At 67.1% G+C, this 17,997-nt stretch carries 19 protein-coding genes; 7 read left to right on the top strand and 12 right to left on the bottom strand.

The genetic code is table 11. The annotated features are described in order from the left end of the window. Positions 1-92 precede the first annotated feature (92 nt). From ACR5MH_RS06050 to ACR5MH_RS06030, 5 genes are all read right to left on the bottom strand, one after another. Positions 93-737: a type IV toxin-antitoxin system AbiEi family antitoxin domain-containing protein gene (locus ACR5MH_RS06050; RefSeq protein WP_431346162.1), complete on the bottom strand. Its 645-nt coding sequence runs from the start codon at positions 735-737 to the stop codon at positions 93-95. Positions 738-970: 233 nt separating this feature from the next. Continuing rightward, positions 971-1,372, bottom strand: coding sequence for a hypothetical protein (locus ACR5MH_RS06045; RefSeq protein ID WP_431346163.1), 402 nt, complete (start codon positions 1,370-1,372; stop codon positions 971-973). Next, the gene (locus ACR5MH_RS06040; protein WP_431346164.1) at positions 1,369-1,713 is read right to left on the bottom strand and encodes a hypothetical protein; all 345 of its coding nucleotides are present in this window, start codon (positions 1,711-1,713) and stop codon (positions 1,369-1,371) included. The genes ACR5MH_RS06045 and ACR5MH_RS06040 overlap by 4 nt, the downstream gene beginning before the upstream one ends. Then, positions 1,710-2,198, bottom strand: coding sequence for a hypothetical protein (locus tag ACR5MH_RS06035; protein ID WP_431346165.1), 489 nt, complete (start codon positions 2,196-2,198; stop codon positions 1,710-1,712). The genes ACR5MH_RS06040 and ACR5MH_RS06035 overlap by 4 nt, the downstream gene beginning before the upstream one ends. A 91-nt stretch (positions 2,199-2,289) precedes the next feature. Beyond that, positions 2,290-2,667 carry a hypothetical protein gene (locus tag ACR5MH_RS06030; protein WP_431346166.1) on the bottom strand — a complete coding sequence of 126 codons (378 nt, stop codon included), beginning with the start codon at positions 2,665-2,667 and terminating at the stop codon, positions 2,290-2,292. A gap of 330 nt (positions 2,668-2,997) precedes the next feature. Here ACR5MH_RS06030 and istA point away from each other — a divergent pair, with 330 nt between their 5' ends. The 4 genes from istA to ACR5MH_RS06010 all read left to right on the top strand — a co-directional run bounded on the left by istA (position 2,998) and on the right by ACR5MH_RS06010 (position 6,842). Next, positions 2,998-4,206 (top strand): IS21 family transposase, encoded by a 1,209-nt coding sequence (gene istA / locus ACR5MH_RS06025; RefSeq protein ID WP_431346167.1) that lies wholly within the window; start codon positions 2,998-3,000, stop codon positions 4,204-4,206. Continuing rightward, complete coding sequence (gene istB, locus ACR5MH_RS06020) at positions 4,206-5,006, top strand: IS21-like element helper ATPase IstB (RefSeq protein WP_431346168.1); 801 nt, start codon at positions 4,206-4,208, stop codon at positions 5,004-5,006. Before istA ends, istB begins: the two co-directional genes overlap by 1 nt. Before the next feature lie 412 nt (positions 5,007-5,418). After that, entirely contained in the window at positions 5,419-6,408 is a 990-nt protein-coding gene (locus ACR5MH_RS06015) for a hypothetical protein (RefSeq protein WP_431346169.1), read from the top strand. 116 nt (positions 6,409-6,524) lie between these two features. Then, positions 6,525-6,842 carry a helix-turn-helix domain-containing protein gene (locus ACR5MH_RS06010; protein ID WP_431346170.1) on the top strand — a complete coding sequence of 106 codons (318 nt, stop codon included), beginning with the start codon at positions 6,525-6,527 and terminating at the stop codon, positions 6,840-6,842. Between the two features lie 235 nt (positions 6,843-7,077). Here ACR5MH_RS06010 and ACR5MH_RS06005 read toward each other — a convergent pair whose 3' ends face one another. From ACR5MH_RS06005 to ACR5MH_RS05980, 6 genes are all read right to left on the bottom strand, one after another. Next, complete coding sequence (locus ACR5MH_RS06005) at positions 7,078-7,641, bottom strand: hypothetical protein (RefSeq protein ID WP_431346171.1); 564 nt, start codon at positions 7,639-7,641, stop codon at positions 7,078-7,080. A 707-nt stretch (positions 7,642-8,348) separates the two neighbouring features. After that, positions 8,349-8,618 carry a hypothetical protein gene (locus ACR5MH_RS06000; protein ID WP_431346172.1) on the bottom strand — a complete coding sequence of 90 codons (270 nt, stop codon included), beginning with the start codon at positions 8,616-8,618 and terminating at the stop codon, positions 8,349-8,351. A 59-nt stretch (positions 8,619-8,677) separates the two neighbouring features. Further along, on the bottom strand, positions 8,678-9,061 hold the full coding sequence (locus ACR5MH_RS05995) for a hypothetical protein (protein ID WP_433862402.1): 384 nt from the start codon (positions 9,059-9,061) through the stop codon (positions 8,678-8,680). Positions 9,062-9,148: 87 nt separating this feature from the next. Then, positions 9,149-9,970: a hypothetical protein gene (locus tag ACR5MH_RS05990; protein ID WP_431346174.1), complete on the bottom strand. Its 822-nt coding sequence runs from the start codon at positions 9,968-9,970 to the stop codon at positions 9,149-9,151. Positions 9,971-10,015: 45 nt separating this feature from the next. Then, the gene (locus tag ACR5MH_RS05985) at positions 10,016-10,918 is read right to left on the bottom strand and encodes a hypothetical protein (protein WP_431346175.1); all 903 of its coding nucleotides are present in this window, start codon (positions 10,916-10,918) and stop codon (positions 10,016-10,018) included. 135 nt (positions 10,919-11,053) lie between these two features. Further along, on the bottom strand, positions 11,054-11,806 hold the full coding sequence (locus ACR5MH_RS05980) for a hypothetical protein (protein ID WP_431346176.1): 753 nt from the start codon (positions 11,804-11,806) through the stop codon (positions 11,054-11,056). Positions 11,807-12,522: 716 nt separating this feature from the next. On the opposite strand from ACR5MH_RS05980, the gene ACR5MH_RS05975 reads away from it, so the two are divergent. Then, entirely contained in the window at positions 12,523-13,746 is a 1,224-nt protein-coding gene (locus tag ACR5MH_RS05975) for an IS256 family transposase (RefSeq protein WP_431346085.1), read from the top strand. Between the two features lie 23 nt (positions 13,747-13,769). Continuing rightward, positions 13,770-15,473: a hypothetical protein gene (locus tag ACR5MH_RS05970; RefSeq protein WP_433862401.1), complete on the top strand. Its 1,704-nt coding sequence runs from the start codon at positions 13,770-13,772 to the stop codon at positions 15,471-15,473. Positions 15,474-15,551: 78 nt separating this feature from the next. On the opposite strand, the gene ACR5MH_RS05965 is transcribed toward ACR5MH_RS05970, so the two are convergent. After that, positions 15,552-16,754, bottom strand: coding sequence for a hypothetical protein (locus ACR5MH_RS05965; protein WP_431346178.1), 1,203 nt, complete (start codon positions 16,752-16,754; stop codon positions 15,552-15,554). 305 nt (positions 16,755-17,059) lie between these two features. Here ACR5MH_RS05965 and ACR5MH_RS05960 point away from each other — a divergent pair, with 305 nt between their 5' ends. Next, on the top strand, positions 17,060-17,890 hold the full coding sequence (locus tag ACR5MH_RS05960; protein WP_431346179.1) for a nuclease-related domain-containing protein: 831 nt from the start codon (positions 17,060-17,062) through the stop codon (positions 17,888-17,890). Positions 17,891-17,997: the final 107 nt, after the last annotated feature.

The following is a 17,997-nucleotide window of genomic DNA, read 5'->3' as shown; positions in this document are numbered from 1 at the left end:
CAGAGGGCCCGGCAGCGTCCAAATTCGAGACAGCTCGTAGCTTGTCGAATGGCGGGACCCTGGCCAAGCACCGCGACTACGACTCAACCATCTCAGCCGACCCCGGCTAGCGCTGCCAGCTTCTCGACGAGTTCGACAGGGTGCCGCGTGCCGGAGTTTCGGGCGACGGACGGGCGGACGAGCGTCGCCAGCTGAGATATGTCGATTTCGCTGATGCCGTCGCGGAGGACTTGGGCCGCCAGGCTGAAATCCACATACGAGTTGAGCAAGTCCGCGACCGTAACCGTGGGCGACGTGACAGGTAATCCCCTCCAGATCTGGACAGCATCACTGGGTAGCTGGCGACGATGCCAACGGACGTCGCGACTACCTCCCTGTCGACGCACGGGCGCGGTGAGGTCCACCACGTCGACCCGGAGATCGCCGATCCCGTGGATGGCTGCCGCGGCGGCGTGTGAGAAAACTACGCCGCCCCGCTCACGCTCCGCCAGCCGCTCGCCGGCGAGAACCCCGGGGTCGATAGAGAGATAGACCGCCCTGAGCCAATCCAAGTCGTCACCCGCGGAGGCAATTGCGCGATAAACGCCATGCGTCTCCCTCTCGAGCAAACCCGCTTCGACAAGACGCGCCAGCTGCTGCCGGGAGACACCGGCTGCCGCGGCCTGCCGCACCGTCGTCATCCCGTACTGTGTGCCGCAGATGTCGGAGACCTTGCGCATGGCGTCGATCAGACTCACGCTGCAAAAGTACCGAATGGTCCGGACAAGCGCAGCATTCTTCGTCCTGCGGGGCGAAAAGGCCGGCGAGACGCCACCGCCGCGCCAGACGAGCCGGCCCCGGACGGAGTGATGGCGAGACGTGGCGCGCCGTGTCGCCGCCCGTCAGCGAGCGGCGTGGTTGGTTGACAAGGGGAAAAGCGCTCCCGGTCGAATGGCTACGGATGGCATCGCTGAGCGCGAGGCCCCACGCCCTAGTGCATCGCGTAGTTCAGGATCCACCCGAACGCAAAGAACAGCACCCACACGTCGACGATCACGAACACGATCGACAGCACCGCGACACCGAGCACCACCGCCGCGAGCTCGGCGATCCGTACCGCCCAGGACCGACTCGTGAGCGTCGCCTGGCGAAGGCCTTGCGCGCGGAGCATCATCCCGGAGGTGGCGAACGGCAACGCCGTCGAGACTAGGAGCAGACCCCATTGCCAGGGCCCGTCACCCCCGAACAGCAGGACCAAGCCGACGACGGCCGCCGCGACCCCGATGAACAGCTGGGCGTGGCCAGCCCACCAGACGACCTTCGGGAACCGGGGAAGGCCGGGTGGTGGGCTGCGACGGTACCAGTGGACGCGCTTCGCCGTCACGTCGGTCATCGTCGCAGCCACCGCGTGACCGAGAGCCCGGCCCGGGAGAGCCGCACCCAGTAGACGAGGTTGACGACGACGATGACCGGCACGCCAAGACCGAAAGCCCACGCCCGCGCGGGATCCGGCACCAACGCGGCCACCGTCACGATCGAGCAGAGCAGGTAGCCGAACACAGCGACCAGCGTGACGCCAACGGTCATGTCCCGCCGCTGAGCCGCTTCATCCTCGCGCGGCTCTGCCCTTCGGAGAAGGAACGCCACCAGGCGTCGCCGGAAGACGAGGATCGCCGTCATCACCAAAACCAGCCAGACAATGTTCAGAAGCGGGAAGCCCGCTGGCCCGCTCACTGCCCACCGCCGATCAGCCGTGCGCCCGCGATCGCGCGGGATTCACCCATCCACCCGTCCCAACCGCGGACGTCCATCTCGTAGGTGGACCCGATCTGCAACGACTTCGCGAACGCGATCGCCTCCCGGTCGTTCTTCCCAGCGCCCTGGGTGACTTCCAGGTCACCACAGGTGGTCGTGTACACGTCGTAGACCGTGTGGTCGTAGCCGACCTTCCCGTAGACCCCGTAGTGGTCCATGTCGTCGATGGTGCAGACCAAGCTGGTCTTCGTGTTCCACCAGTTGTTCCACACGATCCCGACCACGGCGAGCCAGATCCCAAGCAGCACGAGGAATACGGCCAAGATGATGGCCGTCCACTTCCGCAGCCGACGCACCCCCGGTCGTGCCTCAAACGCCGCCCGACGCGCCTGCGTCTCCGCGTTCTCCAAAGGCACCACCTCGAACCCGGCCTGCAGACGGTCCGCGATCGACTTACGTGGCATGAGCCTCAATTCGAACAAATAGCGGCGGCCGGCTGCCGGCGTCTCCGCTCCGAGCAAAAAGGGTGAAGCACTTACGGTCCAACTGGGTGCCCTATGGGATTCGGTAGCTTGCGCTGCCCCCGCCGTCAGCATGGGCCTGCGTGGCATCGGTGCTGATGAAGGCGCTGTCGATCGTTACTCCGGACGGGATGTGGAATTCTCCGTAGCAGTTCGTGTAGTAGTTGGGGTTCAGGGCGATGTCGCAACTGGCGGGTCGCGTCGACCCTGCGATGTAGGTCTGCCCGTTGTCTCCGACGACGCCGAGCTGCTCGCCGGTGGCGGTGAAACGTGCCGCCGTGGTGTTCGTCACCTTGAAGGACAGCTCGCAGAATGCCTGCGGGTTGTAGCAGTTGCCGTTGCTGACTTCGACGAAGAGCGGGGGCGGAGTTCCGGGGGCACCATCACCTGCGCCTGACTCGCTGTCAGACACGATCGCGTCAGCGCTTGAATTTTCGGTGGGTGTGGCGCTTCCGGAGGGAAGCGCCAAGACGGAAGCTGCGGGTGATGGGGCGACGGATGGTACAGCTGGGGCTGCCCGCTTTGTGGTGGCAGATACCGGCGCGGACGCTAGGGCTGTTACACCAAACGGGATCGCTGCGATGACAAGTGCTGCCGCTGCGCAACCTCCGATGAGTAGCCAGAGGGTCTTGCGTGACCAGCCCGGTCTTATTGCACGTTCGAGGTCCGTAAAATCTTGTTGACGACGCTCGAATTCTGAACGGTATCGACGCTTGAAAAGTGAACACTCAACGATTGGAGAGTGATCACTTTGGAGGATTGGGCGCTGATCAGGAGGCTCGCTGCGGAGGGTGTTCCGAAGGCCCGGATAGCCGACCGGTTAGGGATCTCGCGCACGACGGTGTGGAAGGCGGTGGGTTCTGATTCGCCGCCGACGTATCAGCGCAGGGCTGCGCCGACCTCGTTCGATCCGTTCCAGGCCCGGGTGCGGGCGTTGCTGGCGGAGGATCCGGAGCTGCCGGCGACGGTGATCGCGGAACGGGTGGAGTGGCCGGGATCGATGTCGTGGTTCCGTCAGAACGTGAAGCGGCTGCGGCCGGAGCATCGTCGGATCGATCCGGCCGACCGGCTGGTCTGGGAGCCAGGCGATGCCGCCCAGTGCGATCTGTGGTTCCCGCCGAAGAAGATCCCGCTCGAGGACGGGACAGCGTGCTTGTTGCCGGTGTTGGTGATCACGGCCGCATTCTCGAGGTTCGTCACCGGGCGGATGATCCCGACCCGGAAGACGGAGGACCTGCTGTTGGGGTCGTGGGAGTTGATCCAGCAGCTGGGCGCGGTCCCGCGTCGACTGATCTGGGACAACGAGCCCGGCATCGGCCGCGGACCCCGGCGCGCGGAAGGGGTGAGCGCGTTCATGGGGACTCTGGCGACCAGGCTGGTGTTGCTGCCGCCGCGAGACCCGGAGTCCAAAGGCATCGTCGAGCGCCGCAACCGATGGTTCGAGACCTCCTTCATGCCCGGGCGCAGCTTCGCCTCCCCGGCGGACTTCAATACCCAGTTCGCCGACTGGCTGACACGAGCTAATGCCAGGGTGGTGCGGACCACGAACGCGTCACCGATCTCGAGGCTGGCGGCGGATCAGGCGGCCATGCTGCCATTGCCGCCGATCCCGCTGCATCTGGGCTGGCGCAACCAGGTCCGTCTCGGTCGGGACTATTACGTCCGGTTGGACACCACTGACTACTCCGTCGACCCGTCCGTGATCGGCCGCCTGGTCGATGTCAGCGCCGACCTGGAACGGGTGCGAGTGCGCGCCGGCGGCCGTCTCGTCGCTGACCATGCCCGTCTCTGGGCGCGGGGAACCACGGTCACCGATCCGGCTCATGTTCAAGTCGCAGCCCGGCTGCGCAAGCAGTTCCAGCAACCCAGACCGGTTCGGCCGGTCGATGATCTGCACCGGGACCTGGCCGACTATGACCGGGCGTTCGGGCTGACCGGGGAGGTTATCTGATGCCCCCAACGAGCTCACCGGCCGAGGCGGTCAAACAGATCACCTATCTCGCCGCCGCGTTGAAAGCACCCCGGATCACCGATGCCGCGGCCCGACTCGCGGACCAGGCCAGGGACTCCGGCTGGTCGTTCGAGGACTACCTCGCCGCCGTCCTGGAACGCGAAGTGTCCGCCCGCAACGCATCCGGAGCAGAGCTGCGGATCAAAGCCGCCGGATTCCCCGCCCGGAAAACGCTGGAGGACTTCGACTGGGACGCCCAACCGACCGCCCGACAACAGATCGCTCAACTGGCCTCCGGCGGGTTCCTCCTGGAAGCGCAGAACGTCGTCCTTCTCGGCCCTCCCGGAACCGGGAAAACACACCTCGCGACCGCGCTCGGGATCGTCGCCGCCCGACACGGACACCGGGTCCTGTTCGCGACCGCGACCGACTGGGTCACCCGCCTCACCGACGCCCACCGCGCCGGCCGGCTGCCGCAGGAACTGGCCCGGCTGCGTCGATACGGGCTGATCATCGTCGACGAAGTCGGATACCTCCCGATCGAGCAAGACGCCGCGAACCTGTTCTTCCAACTCGTCTCCAGCCGCTATGAACACGCGTCGCTGATCCTGACCTCGAACCTGCCCTTCAGCGGTTGGGGCGGCGTCTTCGGAGACCAGGCCGTCGCCGCTGCGATGATCGACCGGATCGTCCACCACGCCGACGTCCTCACCCTCAAAGGCGCCAGCTACCGACTCCGCGGCCGAGGCATCGACAGCCTCCCCAGCATCCGCACCACCACCGCCGACACCGAGAACTAGACTGCCCGCAACCGTTCACTTTTCACCCGGCGAAACCGTCCAGAATCCGAGCGGCGTCGACAAATCTGTTCCGTCGAACCACCGCTCTGTCCGGCGATCATCGGCGGTCCGATACCAACCAGCCGGTGGCCGTGCGCGTTCTTCAGGCAACTTTTCCTCCGCGGCAACACTACAGAGGTATGCCACAGCGTCGCGCACCCAGTACGGGGCACTAGCCCGCAGCCAGCGAAGAGCCGCATCTGTCCTGCGGTGACGGCGGCTGTCGGTACGCTGCAGACTACGGGAGGGCCGAGAGATGGTGGGCCGGGAAGACGTTCCAGCAGACCGGAAGCGTGCGTGGGCGGCTCGACTTCGGAAATACCCAACGCCGCCGGCGGACGCACAAGCCGTCCCAGAACCAGGCTGGGTTGACTTGACCGACTCGGTCCGGTTCTTCGAGCCTGTCGGGGTGGAGGTCGCGCTCGCTCGCTTCCGGGAGTCAGAGCTCGACAACCTTCACGGGGACGCAGCCATCGAGGGTTTCGACGTATCCCGCGACGACGTCGCCGCGTTCCTCGCCGGCCGCCACGTGGCGGGGCTCCCGCTCGGGCATGCCGCTCAGCTGGCGGCCATGAAGCGGGCCCGTGACCTTGTTATCGCCCGGGTGGAGGCAGGGGAGGTGCTTGATCCGTCGAAGGAGCTATCGGATCAGGTCCACGACGTGCTGGCAGCGCCTTTCGGTTTGAAGTCGAATGCGTTCCGTGGCGACCAGCGTGAACGATACGACGGACCCCGCGTCCAGCTTGGTGGTGGGAAAGAGTTCCGCGCGCTCGACGCGCGACTCACTCAGGCTGTCCTCGACGCCGGACTCGAACGGATCCTCGCGCTCGAACACCCGATCCTGCGGGCGACCACGTGGGCGGCATTCGCCACGTACGAGCAGTTCTACTTCGACGCCAACCGCCGCACCGCGCGACTGGTGATGAACGCCGGTCTCCTCTCCCACGGCTACGACGCCATCGTCATCCCCGCTGAGGACAAAATGGAGTTCCTCGATTCGACGATCGCCACCTACTGGACCGGCCAGCTCACCCACCACTTGCACTTCCTCGTCACGACGTTCCCATCCGACCGCACCGACCTCTGGCTGAAGCACCAGCCCGCCAGCTACCAGGCCGCGATCGCCCTACTCAGAGAGCACTCCGCAGGTGGTCTGACCGAGGCTGAGCTTGAGGCCGAGCTGGTCGAGCTGCCGAGCGTGCCACATATCCCGTGGCCCGACGACGCCTGGTGGAGTGGCGAGGCGATATTCGCGCACGGGCCTATCCGAGCCGTCTACAACACCGCTGTGCGCGGAGAGATGCCGCCAGAACTCGCGGTGAAGCTTACGCGCGCCCTCGCCGAAGCCGGGCACGAATCCTGAGATAGGTCGGCTCAACGCGCTACACTGACGCTTGCAGTGCGGAAACGCAGTGTACTGAGCTTTGAGAGGATCGTTGCGTGTCTCGATTGCCACACTCGTACTCTGAGCGAGCAGAGATGATCGGGGAGCTCCTCGGGTTGCAAATCGGCGCGGCTCGCCGCGAGCGCAAGATGACACAGGCCGAACTTGCCGCCCGTGTAGGCATCTCCGTCGGCACCCTGCGAAAAATCGAAAAGGGGGATCTCACTGTTGCCCTCGGCCCGATCGCCGAATGCCTTACGGTCCTACGACAGCCGGTCTTCGGAGAAGACCTGCGGGATGTTGACGGCCGATTCGGGTTGGACATACCCCGGCGCCTCCTCGAGCAGAGGTTGCACCTGCTCCCGAGTCGCGTGGCGCGGACCCCCGAACCCCCGGTCGATGACGACTTCTGAGGGCCCAGCAGCACGTCGAGACGTTCGGCTCGCCTTGGTCGCTGCCTGTCACCGTACTGGCCACCCCAGGGGATTCCCCCACGGAAGCCGGGGGTGGCCAGTATCAGCTTGTTGGCGGTGATCCACCCACCGCCGAGTCATCTATGCGCGGAAGATGGAACTGAGGTGTAGGAACGTCCGGGGCGGCGGAGTTGCACCGGACGAAGGAGGGACGGCCGTAGCTGCTGAGGTGAGGCTACGCCTCGCGGGGCTTGTCGATGAGGACTTCGGCCTCGGCCACGATCTCGCTGGCCTGCCATTGCTCGATGGCCTCGTCGGCGCCGGGCTCGTCGAGGTCCCGCAGCCGCTTCGCGAAACGCTCCCGTGCGAGCAGGACGGCGTCGTCGTCACGCGGGTCGACGGCCCCGACCGCGTCCCAAATCTCCCTGGCGGCCGCGGCCGCCTGTTCGTCAGTACTGGCGTCGGCAACGAGCCACCCAGCGAGCCGGCTGGCACTCTCTCGCATGGTGTCGTACTCCACGACGACGTCGACGGGTAATGGGACCGGCGAACCAAGTTCCGCGCTCACATCGACAACCTCGCCGTTCTCTACGCGTTCTGCTACGGCATTCAGCTGTGTCACGCCGGAGCGCAGGGCCTCCAGGTCTCCGACCGGGAGCCGCGCTTGGAACGCCCGCGCCACCCGGATGTCGGTAACCAGTCCCGCCCCGTTTCCGCTGTCTAGCAGCGCGCTGACGAGCCGGTTCGTCGCGATCCGAAGCGCCGTGTACGCCTCCTCGCGGTCAGCGGGTGCGGCCATCAGCTCGCGTCCTTCCTCCGGGCCTTGTCTCCACAGGCCGCACGTGCTGGCTCGGCGACCATTCGACAGCCATGCACACCTCCCTCCGGGCAAGGCTACGACGTTCCACCGTCACAGACGCGCGAACCAACAACCAGCGTTCCCGGGGACGCCGTCTCTCGGCTGCCCGCCGGGCTCGCCTGGCGGCTCGCCCAACCCGCCGCCGGCCCGCGACCGGGTCGCCCACCGGCCCGCCATCGCAGCGTCCACGCTTGCAGCCCGTCCACGAACCGGTCTCCGCACCGTCCACGATCCGAGTGGTTGCCGGATCGGCTCCGTACCGTCGGCATCCCGTCGGCGGTGCGGCCGCATGCGGAACGCCCCCGCCGCGTAGTCGCCGCGCCAGCGAGACGGGGACCGTTGGCGATCCGAGGGCGTGACGGTGGGCGGATCGTCGGCGGGCCGGGGCGAGGAGCGCAGCCGTTGCGTGCCACGAAACGCGTGCGGATCGTCACCGGACCGTGCGAGCAGCAAGTGAGGTGCCGGCGGCGGCAATCCGGGGAGAAAGGCCGCCGGCACTTGCACCGAGTCTAGTAATCCGGAGAGCGCGCAAGAAGCGGCGCTTCACGCCGCGCGCGACTCGTCAACGCCACACGTTGCGATTCGAGAGCGCAACGGTGGGCGGACCGTTGGCGGACCGGGCGAGGAGCGTGCGACGAGCCCGGTAGTCACGCTTGATGGCCAGCGTCCAGCATCTCGTTGACCGCGTGCAGGTAGACATCCGCGGGGATGACCCCGTCGTAGGCCTTGTGTAGGAGCTGGTAGACGGGGCCGTGGACGACGGCATACCCGTCGTACCAGGACCCGCCCGGTGGGGGTGCTTGCTCTACGTGGGGGAGGGTGACCAGGGCGGTCACGAAGTCGTCCTCGGAGATTCGGCCGGCGGCGAACGCATCGCAGGCTGCACCGACGTTGGTGAACGTCAACGCGGTCGTCATGGTCGGTCCCCTTCTTCACCCGCATCGTATCCGGTTGGCTGCGGGTCCTGGTAGTTCAGTCAGAATCGCATCCGGCCGGCGTCGTGCCGGGCCTCGCGGATGACTGCGGCGACCTGCTCGTCGTCTCCGTTGCGAAGGATGTCCGCCGCGGTTCTGCCGCAGCCGTCTGGGTCGGGGGCGTTCAGCCAGGCTGCCGCTGACCACGGCCCGTAGGCTCCGGCCAAGAGCGGCCAGAGCTCTGGCAGGTGCGGTAGAGGAGTCCCGCGATCGTCGAACTGATACCTCGGGAAGACCTCCGTCCCGTCAGCGGTGGTCAGCTGGATCACATGAGCGCCGGCGACCAGCTCTTCGAGTCGTGTCTCTGTCCACCCCAACCACGCGCGGAGGCCCGCACGGTCGAAGAATGGTCCGACCACGTCGTTCAACGATGATCTGGAGGTCATGGCTGTAACCGTAGTCGCGCCGCGCCCGCGCCGCCCAAGTGACTGGTGCGGCGCCACGCGGTGGTCGCCTGGGACGTGTCGCGCGGCTCACGCGGCGTAGCTGAGGTCGTGCAGGTCGAGACCGTTCAGGGCGCTGCGCATCCGGGAAACTAGGGCGTCGATGACGCCACTGACCTCGCGGGTCGTGTAGCCGAACTCTCCGCAGACTTTCACGCGGGATCGGCCCTCGACCAGGACGGAGAGGATCAGCCCCCGCTCGTTCTCCGTGAGCGTGTTGAGCGCCTGCGCGGCCAGGCGGCGGGAGTGCTCCAGGGCGAGAACCTCGTTCTCGACGCTGATGGCGGCCACTGGGTGCCAGGGGTTGTTGTCTTCGAGCGCTTCGATGGGCCGAACGTCGATGCCCAGGACGTCAGCAGCAGTGAGGGTGCGGCGGTGCTGGCGGCCGCCGTTGTCGTTGTTGTAGCTGTTGGCTAGCGCGGCGACCTGGTGGTTGGTGTAGCTCACGCCCCGGGCCTCGAACTCGCGGCGGGCCTTGACGATGTAGGCCATGTCGCGCCGGTCGACGAACCCGTTCTCGTTGGAGGCGTGCTGGCATTCGCGGTAGGCGACCGTGTGGAGGTGGGCGAGGAGGTCGCGGATGTTGTTCAGCTTGGTCGGGTTCCCGGCTAGGGCGTTCAGTTCTGTGAACACGGCGACGTGAGCGATGCCGTTCAGGTCGTCCGCTTCGATGGTCTGGGCGAAAGACTTGTAGAAGTTGCTGCTCCAGACGCGGACGATGCCGATCAGGATCCCGCTGAGCTCGCGGATGATCTCGCGCTGCTCGCTGGCGGTGGTGGCCCGGGCGAGCCCGTCCTTCAGCTCGTTGGTGGCGGCGGCGTTGGCCTGGTCCTTGGCGGTGGTTTCCCTCATGCCAAGAACACATGCGGCGAGGAAAGCGCCTGTCCCCTTGCTGAGTCACGCGGCGGCGAACAGGTGTCGGTGTGCGGCCATGCGCCGGCGCACCCTCTTGCGCGCGAGCGGCGGTTGCGTCATGTCTTCGCCGTCGCGGCCGAACACGTCCAACGCCATCTGCAGCGTCTCGTCGTCCAGGGCCGCGAGGATGGCGCGTGCAGCCTCTCGGCGCTCCGCCGCGTCCTCCTGCTCGATCAGCAGCTCGAGGGGGTCGGCGACACGGTGGTCGCCGTCAGCGGCTGCCTGACGGTCGAGGAGGACCTCGAGGGTTGTTCGTTCGTGGTCGACCGGATGGTCCGTGACGTTCGTCGTCCGCGCGGTTCGCAGCGGCTGCAGGTCCTGGGCGGTCAGCGCCCGGCGCTTCTGAGCCTGGGGCTGTGCCGCCCAAGCGGTCTGCGCGGCGGTCAGTAGCTCGTCATCGGTGGGAGTGCGGCCCAGCTGCTTGGTGAGCGCGGGGAGGACGCGGGCCGCGACGAACGCCTGCATCCTCTGGATCTGTCCGGCACCCAGGGCGACGTCGCTGGCGCGGGCTTCGATCGCCCGGGCGGCACGCGAGGCGCCGCGGACGGCCTCGTTGCGCAGGACCCCCTGGCCGGTGGTCTTCACCCTCCCGAAGCGGAGCTTTGTGAGGTGGTCGGAGACCTGCGCGGCGGCCTCCGCGATCGCCTCCTCAGGGGTGAGGATGGGGGAGCCGGCGCGGCTGACGAAGTCCCGCCACGGGCCGGTGATGCATGCGAAGGTGGCGCGCCCGATCCGGTTCACGATCCGCTCCCCGGTCAGGGTCAGCGTGCGGCCGTCCAGGTCGATAGTGACGGTCCCGTTGCCGAGCCCGGCCAGTACTTCCAGCAGCTCGTCGACGTGAGCCTCCGCCATGATCGCGCTGGACTTCTCGTACTTGGCGTTCACAGACGCTCCCTCCTGGAAGCCGTCTGTCCTGGCTCCCGAAGGAGATGTGGTCGGCGAACAGCCACCCCTGCCGCAGCAGAACGCCCGCCCCACCAGAACGGCAGGACGGGCGTCAGCAGGCAGGCGAACCGCCGGTCAGTACTCGGGGACCGCCGGCACACCATCGGCGTCCAGTGGCGCCACCAGGGCGGCCGCGCGGGCCGGCTTCTGCTGTCCGTCCAGCGCCGCCTTCACCTGGGTCGGGGAGGCGCCGGTGCGTCGGGCGATCGCCGCCCGTGAGAGCTCCGGCTCGGCCGCGGCCAGGGAGCGGATGATCGTGGCCATGTCGTCCTTGACGGCGCGGGACTTCCCGCCGTCGTAGGTGACGATGCCCTTGTCCACCAGGTCCTGCTTCGCGCGGGCGGTGTCAGCGTTCTCGGCCGGCTTGACCAGGACGGTGAGCACACTCTCGATCGCGCCGAGGATCAGCACCGGCGTCATGCAGGTGACCGCCAACACCGCCACGGTGGAGGGCCCGGATGCGGTGTGGAGGCTCAGCGCCCTCATCACGTTCAGCAGGGTGGACAGCGCCAGTGACATGCCCATGATGACCTTCGGCAGCACAGCCCGCTGACCGCGGCTGCGTTGTACCGCGAGGCTCAGCGCGTTCGCGGCAAGGGCTCCGTCGAGGCCGATGATGACTGACCAGCCGAGACCCGGCGCGAGGTCCAGCTGACCCTTCTGCGTAACCCAGAGGCCGCTCTCTGCGGACACGCAGAACAGGCCCGCGAAGGTGATGAGGATCACCACGGCGCTGAAGATGACGAAGGACGGTGAGTTCGGATCCCATCGCGCCATGCGGCGCGTCTGGCGCACCGACTCGACGGTCTTGCTCGAGAACGTAGGCATGAGGTGGGTCCCCTTCCCAGAGACACCGAAGCTCAGACCTTCCGAGCTCCCGTCGGAGATGTGGTCGGCCCACCAGGTTCCCTCCCGCACTCCCAGACATCCGACGCCCCGGCCAGTCGGCCGGCCCCGCAGGTGAACTGAAAGAGACCCAAGAAGGGGTGAAGCAGTAACCCCAGAGGTGCTGAAACTGAGGGTTGGTTCTTAAGTGAAGGTGATCATCGGAGTACCCGCTACGAGTACGCGACGCCGCCACCCCGCCTCGCTCCGCTCGGCGGGACGCCCCCGTCCCGTCACCGGCCCGCTTCCGGATCGCGTCCGTCACGGCGGCCTTCGGCCGCGCCCGCGCGAAGCGCGGCCCGCCCACGGCCCGCACGCGATGCGTTCAGCGACACGCCCCCGAACCGGGCTCGCTGGCGCTCGCCCGGCGCGCAACGATACGGTCTGCGCTACGCGTCCGCCCCGCCTTGCTCCGCGGCGTTTCGTTGACGGTGCGCAGTCGCCCCGACTCCGAACCGTGGCCGCGCCATCGGCGCGACCTCGAAACGCTGGCTATTCGTTGGCGGGCCGCTGGCGCGCGCGAACGAAGTGAGCGCGGGGTGGCGTCCCTTGGGGTGGTGTAGTTCTTGGGCTTGAGTGTCACGTCGTTGACGCAGTGAGCCATCGTGCGATGGTCAGTGAGAACTGTCTAGGAATCTCACGGAAGGACACAACGCACGATGGCTCTTGACCAGTCTGCCCTCCTCGAGCTGCTCGGGGAACTCAAACTCACCGATGTCAGCGACCGGATTAGGGTCGCGACCGAAACCCTGTACCAAGAATTGATCGACGCGGAAGCTGTCGCGTTCATCGGCGCCGCCCCGTTCGAACGCACCAGCGATCGGGTGGCCCAGCGCAACGGCACCCGACCCCGGGCTCTGACCACGACCGCCGGCGAGTTGGAGTTGAAGATCCCCAAGCTGCGGCAAGGCTCCTTCTTCCCGTCGCTGTTGGAGCGGCGCCGCCGGGTCGATCAAGCGCTGTTCGCGGTGGTGATGGAGGCTTATGTTCACGGGGTCTCGACCCGGAAGGTCGATGATCTGGTCAAGGCGCTCGGCGCCGGCACCGGGATCTCCAAATCGGAGGTGTCCCGGATCTGCGCGAACCTGGACGAGGACGTCGCGGCGTTCCGCGACCGGCCGCTGACGGACACGACCTACCCGTATGTGTTCCTGGATGCCACCTACTGCAAGGCCCGCGTCGGCCGCCGGGTGGTGTCCCAAGCGGTCGTGGTCGCGGTCGGTGTCGCCGCCGACGGGCGCCGGGAGGTCCTCGGGTTCGAGGTCGGCGAGACGGAGTCGCAACCGTTCTGGACCAGCTTCCTGCGCTCCCTGAAAGCGCGCGGGCTGGGTGGGGTGAAGTTGGTGATCTCCGACGCCCACACCGGTCTGATCGCCGCCATCCAAACGGTGTTCGCCGGCGCGGCCTGGCAGCGCTGCCGCGTTCACTTCATGCGCAACGTCCTCGCCAACGTCCCGAAGACGGCCGGTCCCATGGTTGCCTCGATCATCCGCACGATCTTCGCCCAACCCGACACCGAGCATGTGATCGCCCAGTTCGGCGAGGTCACCCGGATGCTAGCCCGCTCGCATCCCAAGGTCGCGGACATGCTCGAGGACGCCCGCGATGACCTCCTCGCCTTCACCGGGTTCCCGGTCGCGCACTGGCGGCAGATCTGGTCCACGAACCCGCTGGAGCGGGTCAACAAGGAGATCAAACGCCGCACCGACGTCGTCGGCACCTTCCCCAACCCGGCCGCGCTGCTGCGCCTGGCCGGGCACGTCCTGATCGAGCAACACGACGAATGGGACGGCGCCGACCGCCGCTACTTCAGCGAACACTCCATGAAGCTCCTGGACGTTCAAACCGAGGAGGTGGCAATCCCCGAACTCACTGCGGCATAATCACCAACAGCTGATCCCGCACGGTGTCGAGAAACTCCACCACACAACGGGACGCCACCGGAGCGCGGTTGCTCGTATCCCCTAACCCGTGCGCTGCGCGCCCGGCTCGCGGCCTGTTTGGTTGCACACGCTCCGGCGTTCCACGTGGCCCGGCGTCCTCCTCCCTGCCTTTCGCCGCATTTCACGAACATGCGGCCGGCCGGCTTCGCCTGGCCGCATGTTCTGAAAGCTCTGAGTCGTTAGGAGACCACCACCCCATGCCCGTTTCGTTCACCACCGCCCCCGATCCTCGCCCGGAACGGGAGGATCCGAAGTCCGCTGTTCGTCGTCTGCTGGCCGCCAACCGTAGCCGTTCTCCGGTCAACACCGTGCTGGCTGTTCTGTGCGGCCTGCTTCCGACGATGGCTGCGGCGTCCGTCCGACGGCTGGTCCTGTCTGTCACCGACGCCGATGACCCTGTTCGTCGGATCGCTGATGACTCGGTCCGTTGGGCGTCCTCGGTCACGACTGCGTCCCAGTACCTGAAAGGCACTCCGTCAGCTTCGGACAAGACGGCTGTCGCCAATCGACGTGTCGAGGTTGCGACATCGCTCCTCTCCCTCCTCCTTTCCCCGGCGCCGGCGCGCGCGACGTTCGTCGAAGCGAAGGATACGGATGTCGCGGCGGGTCGCGCGGCGGCGATCGGCGACCCGATCTCGAAGAAGCTGACACTGTCGGCGCGTGCGGATGTTCAGGTGCGGGCGTTGACCGCGCTGCTGGGCGTCCAGATCCTCACCGACAAATCCGGGTTCGACAGCGCCCTCGCATCTCGGTTGTACCTGGCACCTCGACTGAACCTGGGGGAGCGGGCGACCTGGTCGCTGCTGAAGCAAGCGACCACCTTCGGTTTCCTCCGCCAGGCAGGGAAGACTAGCCGCGGGGTAAACCGCTACCGTCTCGGTAGCCGCGGCCCGGGGACGGAGTTGGAGATCGGCGACGCCTACATCGACACGATCACCGCGCTGGCCATCGGCGACACGTCCGACCCCCTCGCCGAGCTGATCCTGTCGGTCGGCCACCTGACATGGGCGTACGCGAGCACGCCCGGACCAGACGGAACCCGCGTCGCCGCCTGGGACGGTTACCGTGGCTGGTTCGCCTCTGTGCTCGCACTGGCGGCCGCAGCGGCGAAACCCAATCTGGGGATGCCCGCAGCGACCAGGGCCCGGCTGCGGAAGAAGGTCGGCGCCGAGTTCGCCAAGGCTGGACTGCCGGGAATCGGGCGCGGACCGCTTGAGCCGCAGCTCGGTGCCCTGTCGGAGTCCACGCTCGCTGCGTACGTGTACGCCGACGCGATGGAGACCGCCAAGGTGAAGCGGGAACAGGTCGCCGCTGAACGGGACGAGTTCGTCCGGGGCCGCGCCGCCCAACGCAAGCTCGAGAAGCGATTGGACGAGACGTTCTTCACCGACATCCGCGACAGGTTCGGTGCGCTTCCGGACGAATCCTGGGATCGCGAGCGGTTCCAGAAGTGGTGGAAGAAGGTCCACCCGTGGTGGGTCGAGCACGCACAGCCGTTGTTCGTCAATGAGAAGATCGCGGCGACCATCCGCGGGCAGCTCGAGTGGCGGCTTACCCAGCGCAACTCGAACATGAAGGACTTCGTGCTGGTCAACCTGCCGTGGACCGTGGACGCCGAATCCACCGCGGCTTCGTTCGAGGAGGAGGACGACTGGTATGCGGCATAACCCGGGCACGTGTCAGCGGGTGCCCGTAGCCTGAGCGCTCCCGCGGCTTTGCAACTCCGGGTACGGCGGGCGGATCTCCTAGAGGGGTCCGCCCGCGTCGTCGTTCTCGCTGCGGCCGCTCCGGAGGCGGCGCAGAAGCCCGTACATCACCGCCCCCGCCGGCAGACCCTGTGATGCTCCCGCCCACGCGGCAGCCTCCACGGGTTGTCCGGTGCCTGCACCGATGACGAAGGCTCCCAGGCAGATAGTGAGACCGGAGACCACGGCGATGCCCGTGACCGCACCGCGGCGGTGGACGACGTTCAGGAGGGCACCGAGTCGGATCACGTCGAAGTCATCGGTGGCGGACACCATCTGTACGTCCGCGAGCGGGCCCGCGAGGTCGTCCCGCAACTGCGGGTCCTCATCAAGCGCCTGCTCTACGCGAATGGCCCGCTCATGGAGGTCTTTCGCGCGAATCTTGAAGGCACCGCTCGGTGGGGCGGCCGCGGTCTCGGCGAACCCGATAACTTCGGCGGCGAGGCGAGGGGAAGTGTCGATGCGTTCGTGCAGGAGCGCGAACCCGGCGCCGATGCCGGGGTAGGGCTTGGCCTTAGTGAACTCTGCCTCGAGCGCGGCCGCGCGTGCGAGCGATCCCGCCGACCACCCAACCTGGGGCATCACTTGCGTGAGCATGCTCTGCAGACTGGGGGAGACCATCTCCGCGACTGCCTGCGCGATGATCGACCCGCCGTTGATCTTCTGCGCAGCCCTCATCGCCTCATAGATCGCGCCGCCGGGCTGATTGAAAGCCGCGGCCTGGGCGATGATCGACGCGCCGTTGATCTTCTGCGCAGCCCTCATCGCCTCGTAGATCGCACTGCCGGGCTGGTTCAATCCCATTGCCTGGCCAATTACGGATCCAGACGGAGCGCCGAACGCTCCCGATGTCAGCAGCGCTTGCGAGATAGCACTGGTGGACTTTGAGAGCTGAGTCGCGTTCACGATCGCCTGGGTCAACCCGGGGTCCGGGAGCATCTTCCGCAGGCTCTCCTGTGCAATGGCGCCGAGGGCGATCTGGTTGCTCAGATGGGCGGTCAATGACGTGTCGAACCAAGGTTTCGTGTCCGTGAGCCCCATCAGCAGATTGCGGCTGGCCATCTTGGTGATGCTCTCGCTGAGCTTCACGAACTCCGGCTGTCGAGAGTACGCTTCGCCAACCCGCTTCATAGCGGCCGAGTCGACGCCCAGTTCCTCGCCGCCGCTGTCCTCCGGCTCCTGCGCCGCGTCCCCTTCAGCCATGCGCACCTCCTCCACCATTCTGGAGGGTTCGGCCGACGGTTCGAGCCGACGTGCCGTCCGGGCTCCGCTCCTTCGTCGCTCCGCCCGGAACGAGTACGCGACACCGACGGCATGCTGGCGGGGTGTTACCGGTTCGGGCGGTGCGTCCCGATACGCGTGTCGGGTGCGGCCCGCTACGGTCCGGTGATCCGGCCGGGCCCTGCGAGAGTCGGGGCGCCCCGACGACTACTGCCCCTGGAATTGGGACTGAGCCGACCGAGCGATGTCCGGATAGCGTCGTCCTGACTGTAGCGATCGGGGGAGTAGTGACGACAGAAGCGGAGCCCACGCCGACCAAGGTGATGCGGCTGCGCTACGCCGGCCGCTGCACGGTATGCGGTGCGGACATCGCGGCCGGGACGGTCGCCGTCTACGACCGCTCGACCAAGACGGTGCGCTGCGTCACCTGCGACACCGATCCCGCGGACGAGCCCATCACCAGCGGTCAAGCCGGTGCGTCCGCCGCGCGTCAGCACCAGAAACTCCACAACGCCCGCCAAGAACGGGTCCGCGCCAACCACCCGAAGATCGGCGGGTTCCTCCTCGCGATCACCGAAGACCCGCAAAGCACGCGAGCGTGGGGGCGGGGTGCGGACGGCGAAATGAAGTTGGGCGCGTGGCTCGACAGCGTCGCGACCGACACAGTGCGGCCGCTCCACGACCGCCGAATCCCCAAAACGACCGCCAACATCGACCACCTCGTCACCACCGCCCAGGGAGTGTTCGTCCTCGACGCCAAGCGATACGACGGCCAGGTAGCGCAGCGGATCGAAGGCGGCTTCCTCCGCCCACGCGTCGAGAAACTGATCGTCAACGGTCGAGACCGCACCAAGCTCGTGCCAGGCGTGGAGAAGCAAGTCACGAGGGTACGGACAGCTCTTGACGCTGCCGGCCTCCAAGAGATCCCGGTCTACGGCATGCTCTGCTTCGTAGATTCGACCTGGGGTCTCCTCCAGCGCCCATTCACGGTGGACTCGATCACCGTGCTCTGGCCCCGCAAAGCCGCCGAATACGTGTCCCGGCCCGGCAACCTCGACGCCGACACGATCAACCGCACCCTCCGGGTGCTCGCCACTGCGTTCCCTCCGTACAGCTGACCGCCAGGCAGCCGACCTTCGGCTTCGAAGAAGGGGCCGCCCCTGAGCTGGGGCCACCCACCCTCTGGCTCCGCCCCTGACCATCGGACTACCGTTTCCCCATGAGT

This window comes from Streptomyces sp. L7 (assembly GCF_050990935.1).
Taxonomy (GTDB): Bacteria; Actinomycetota; Actinomycetes; order Actinomycetales; family Microbacteriaceae; genus Leifsonia.
This window is presented reverse-complemented; position numbering and strand designations above follow the sequence as displayed.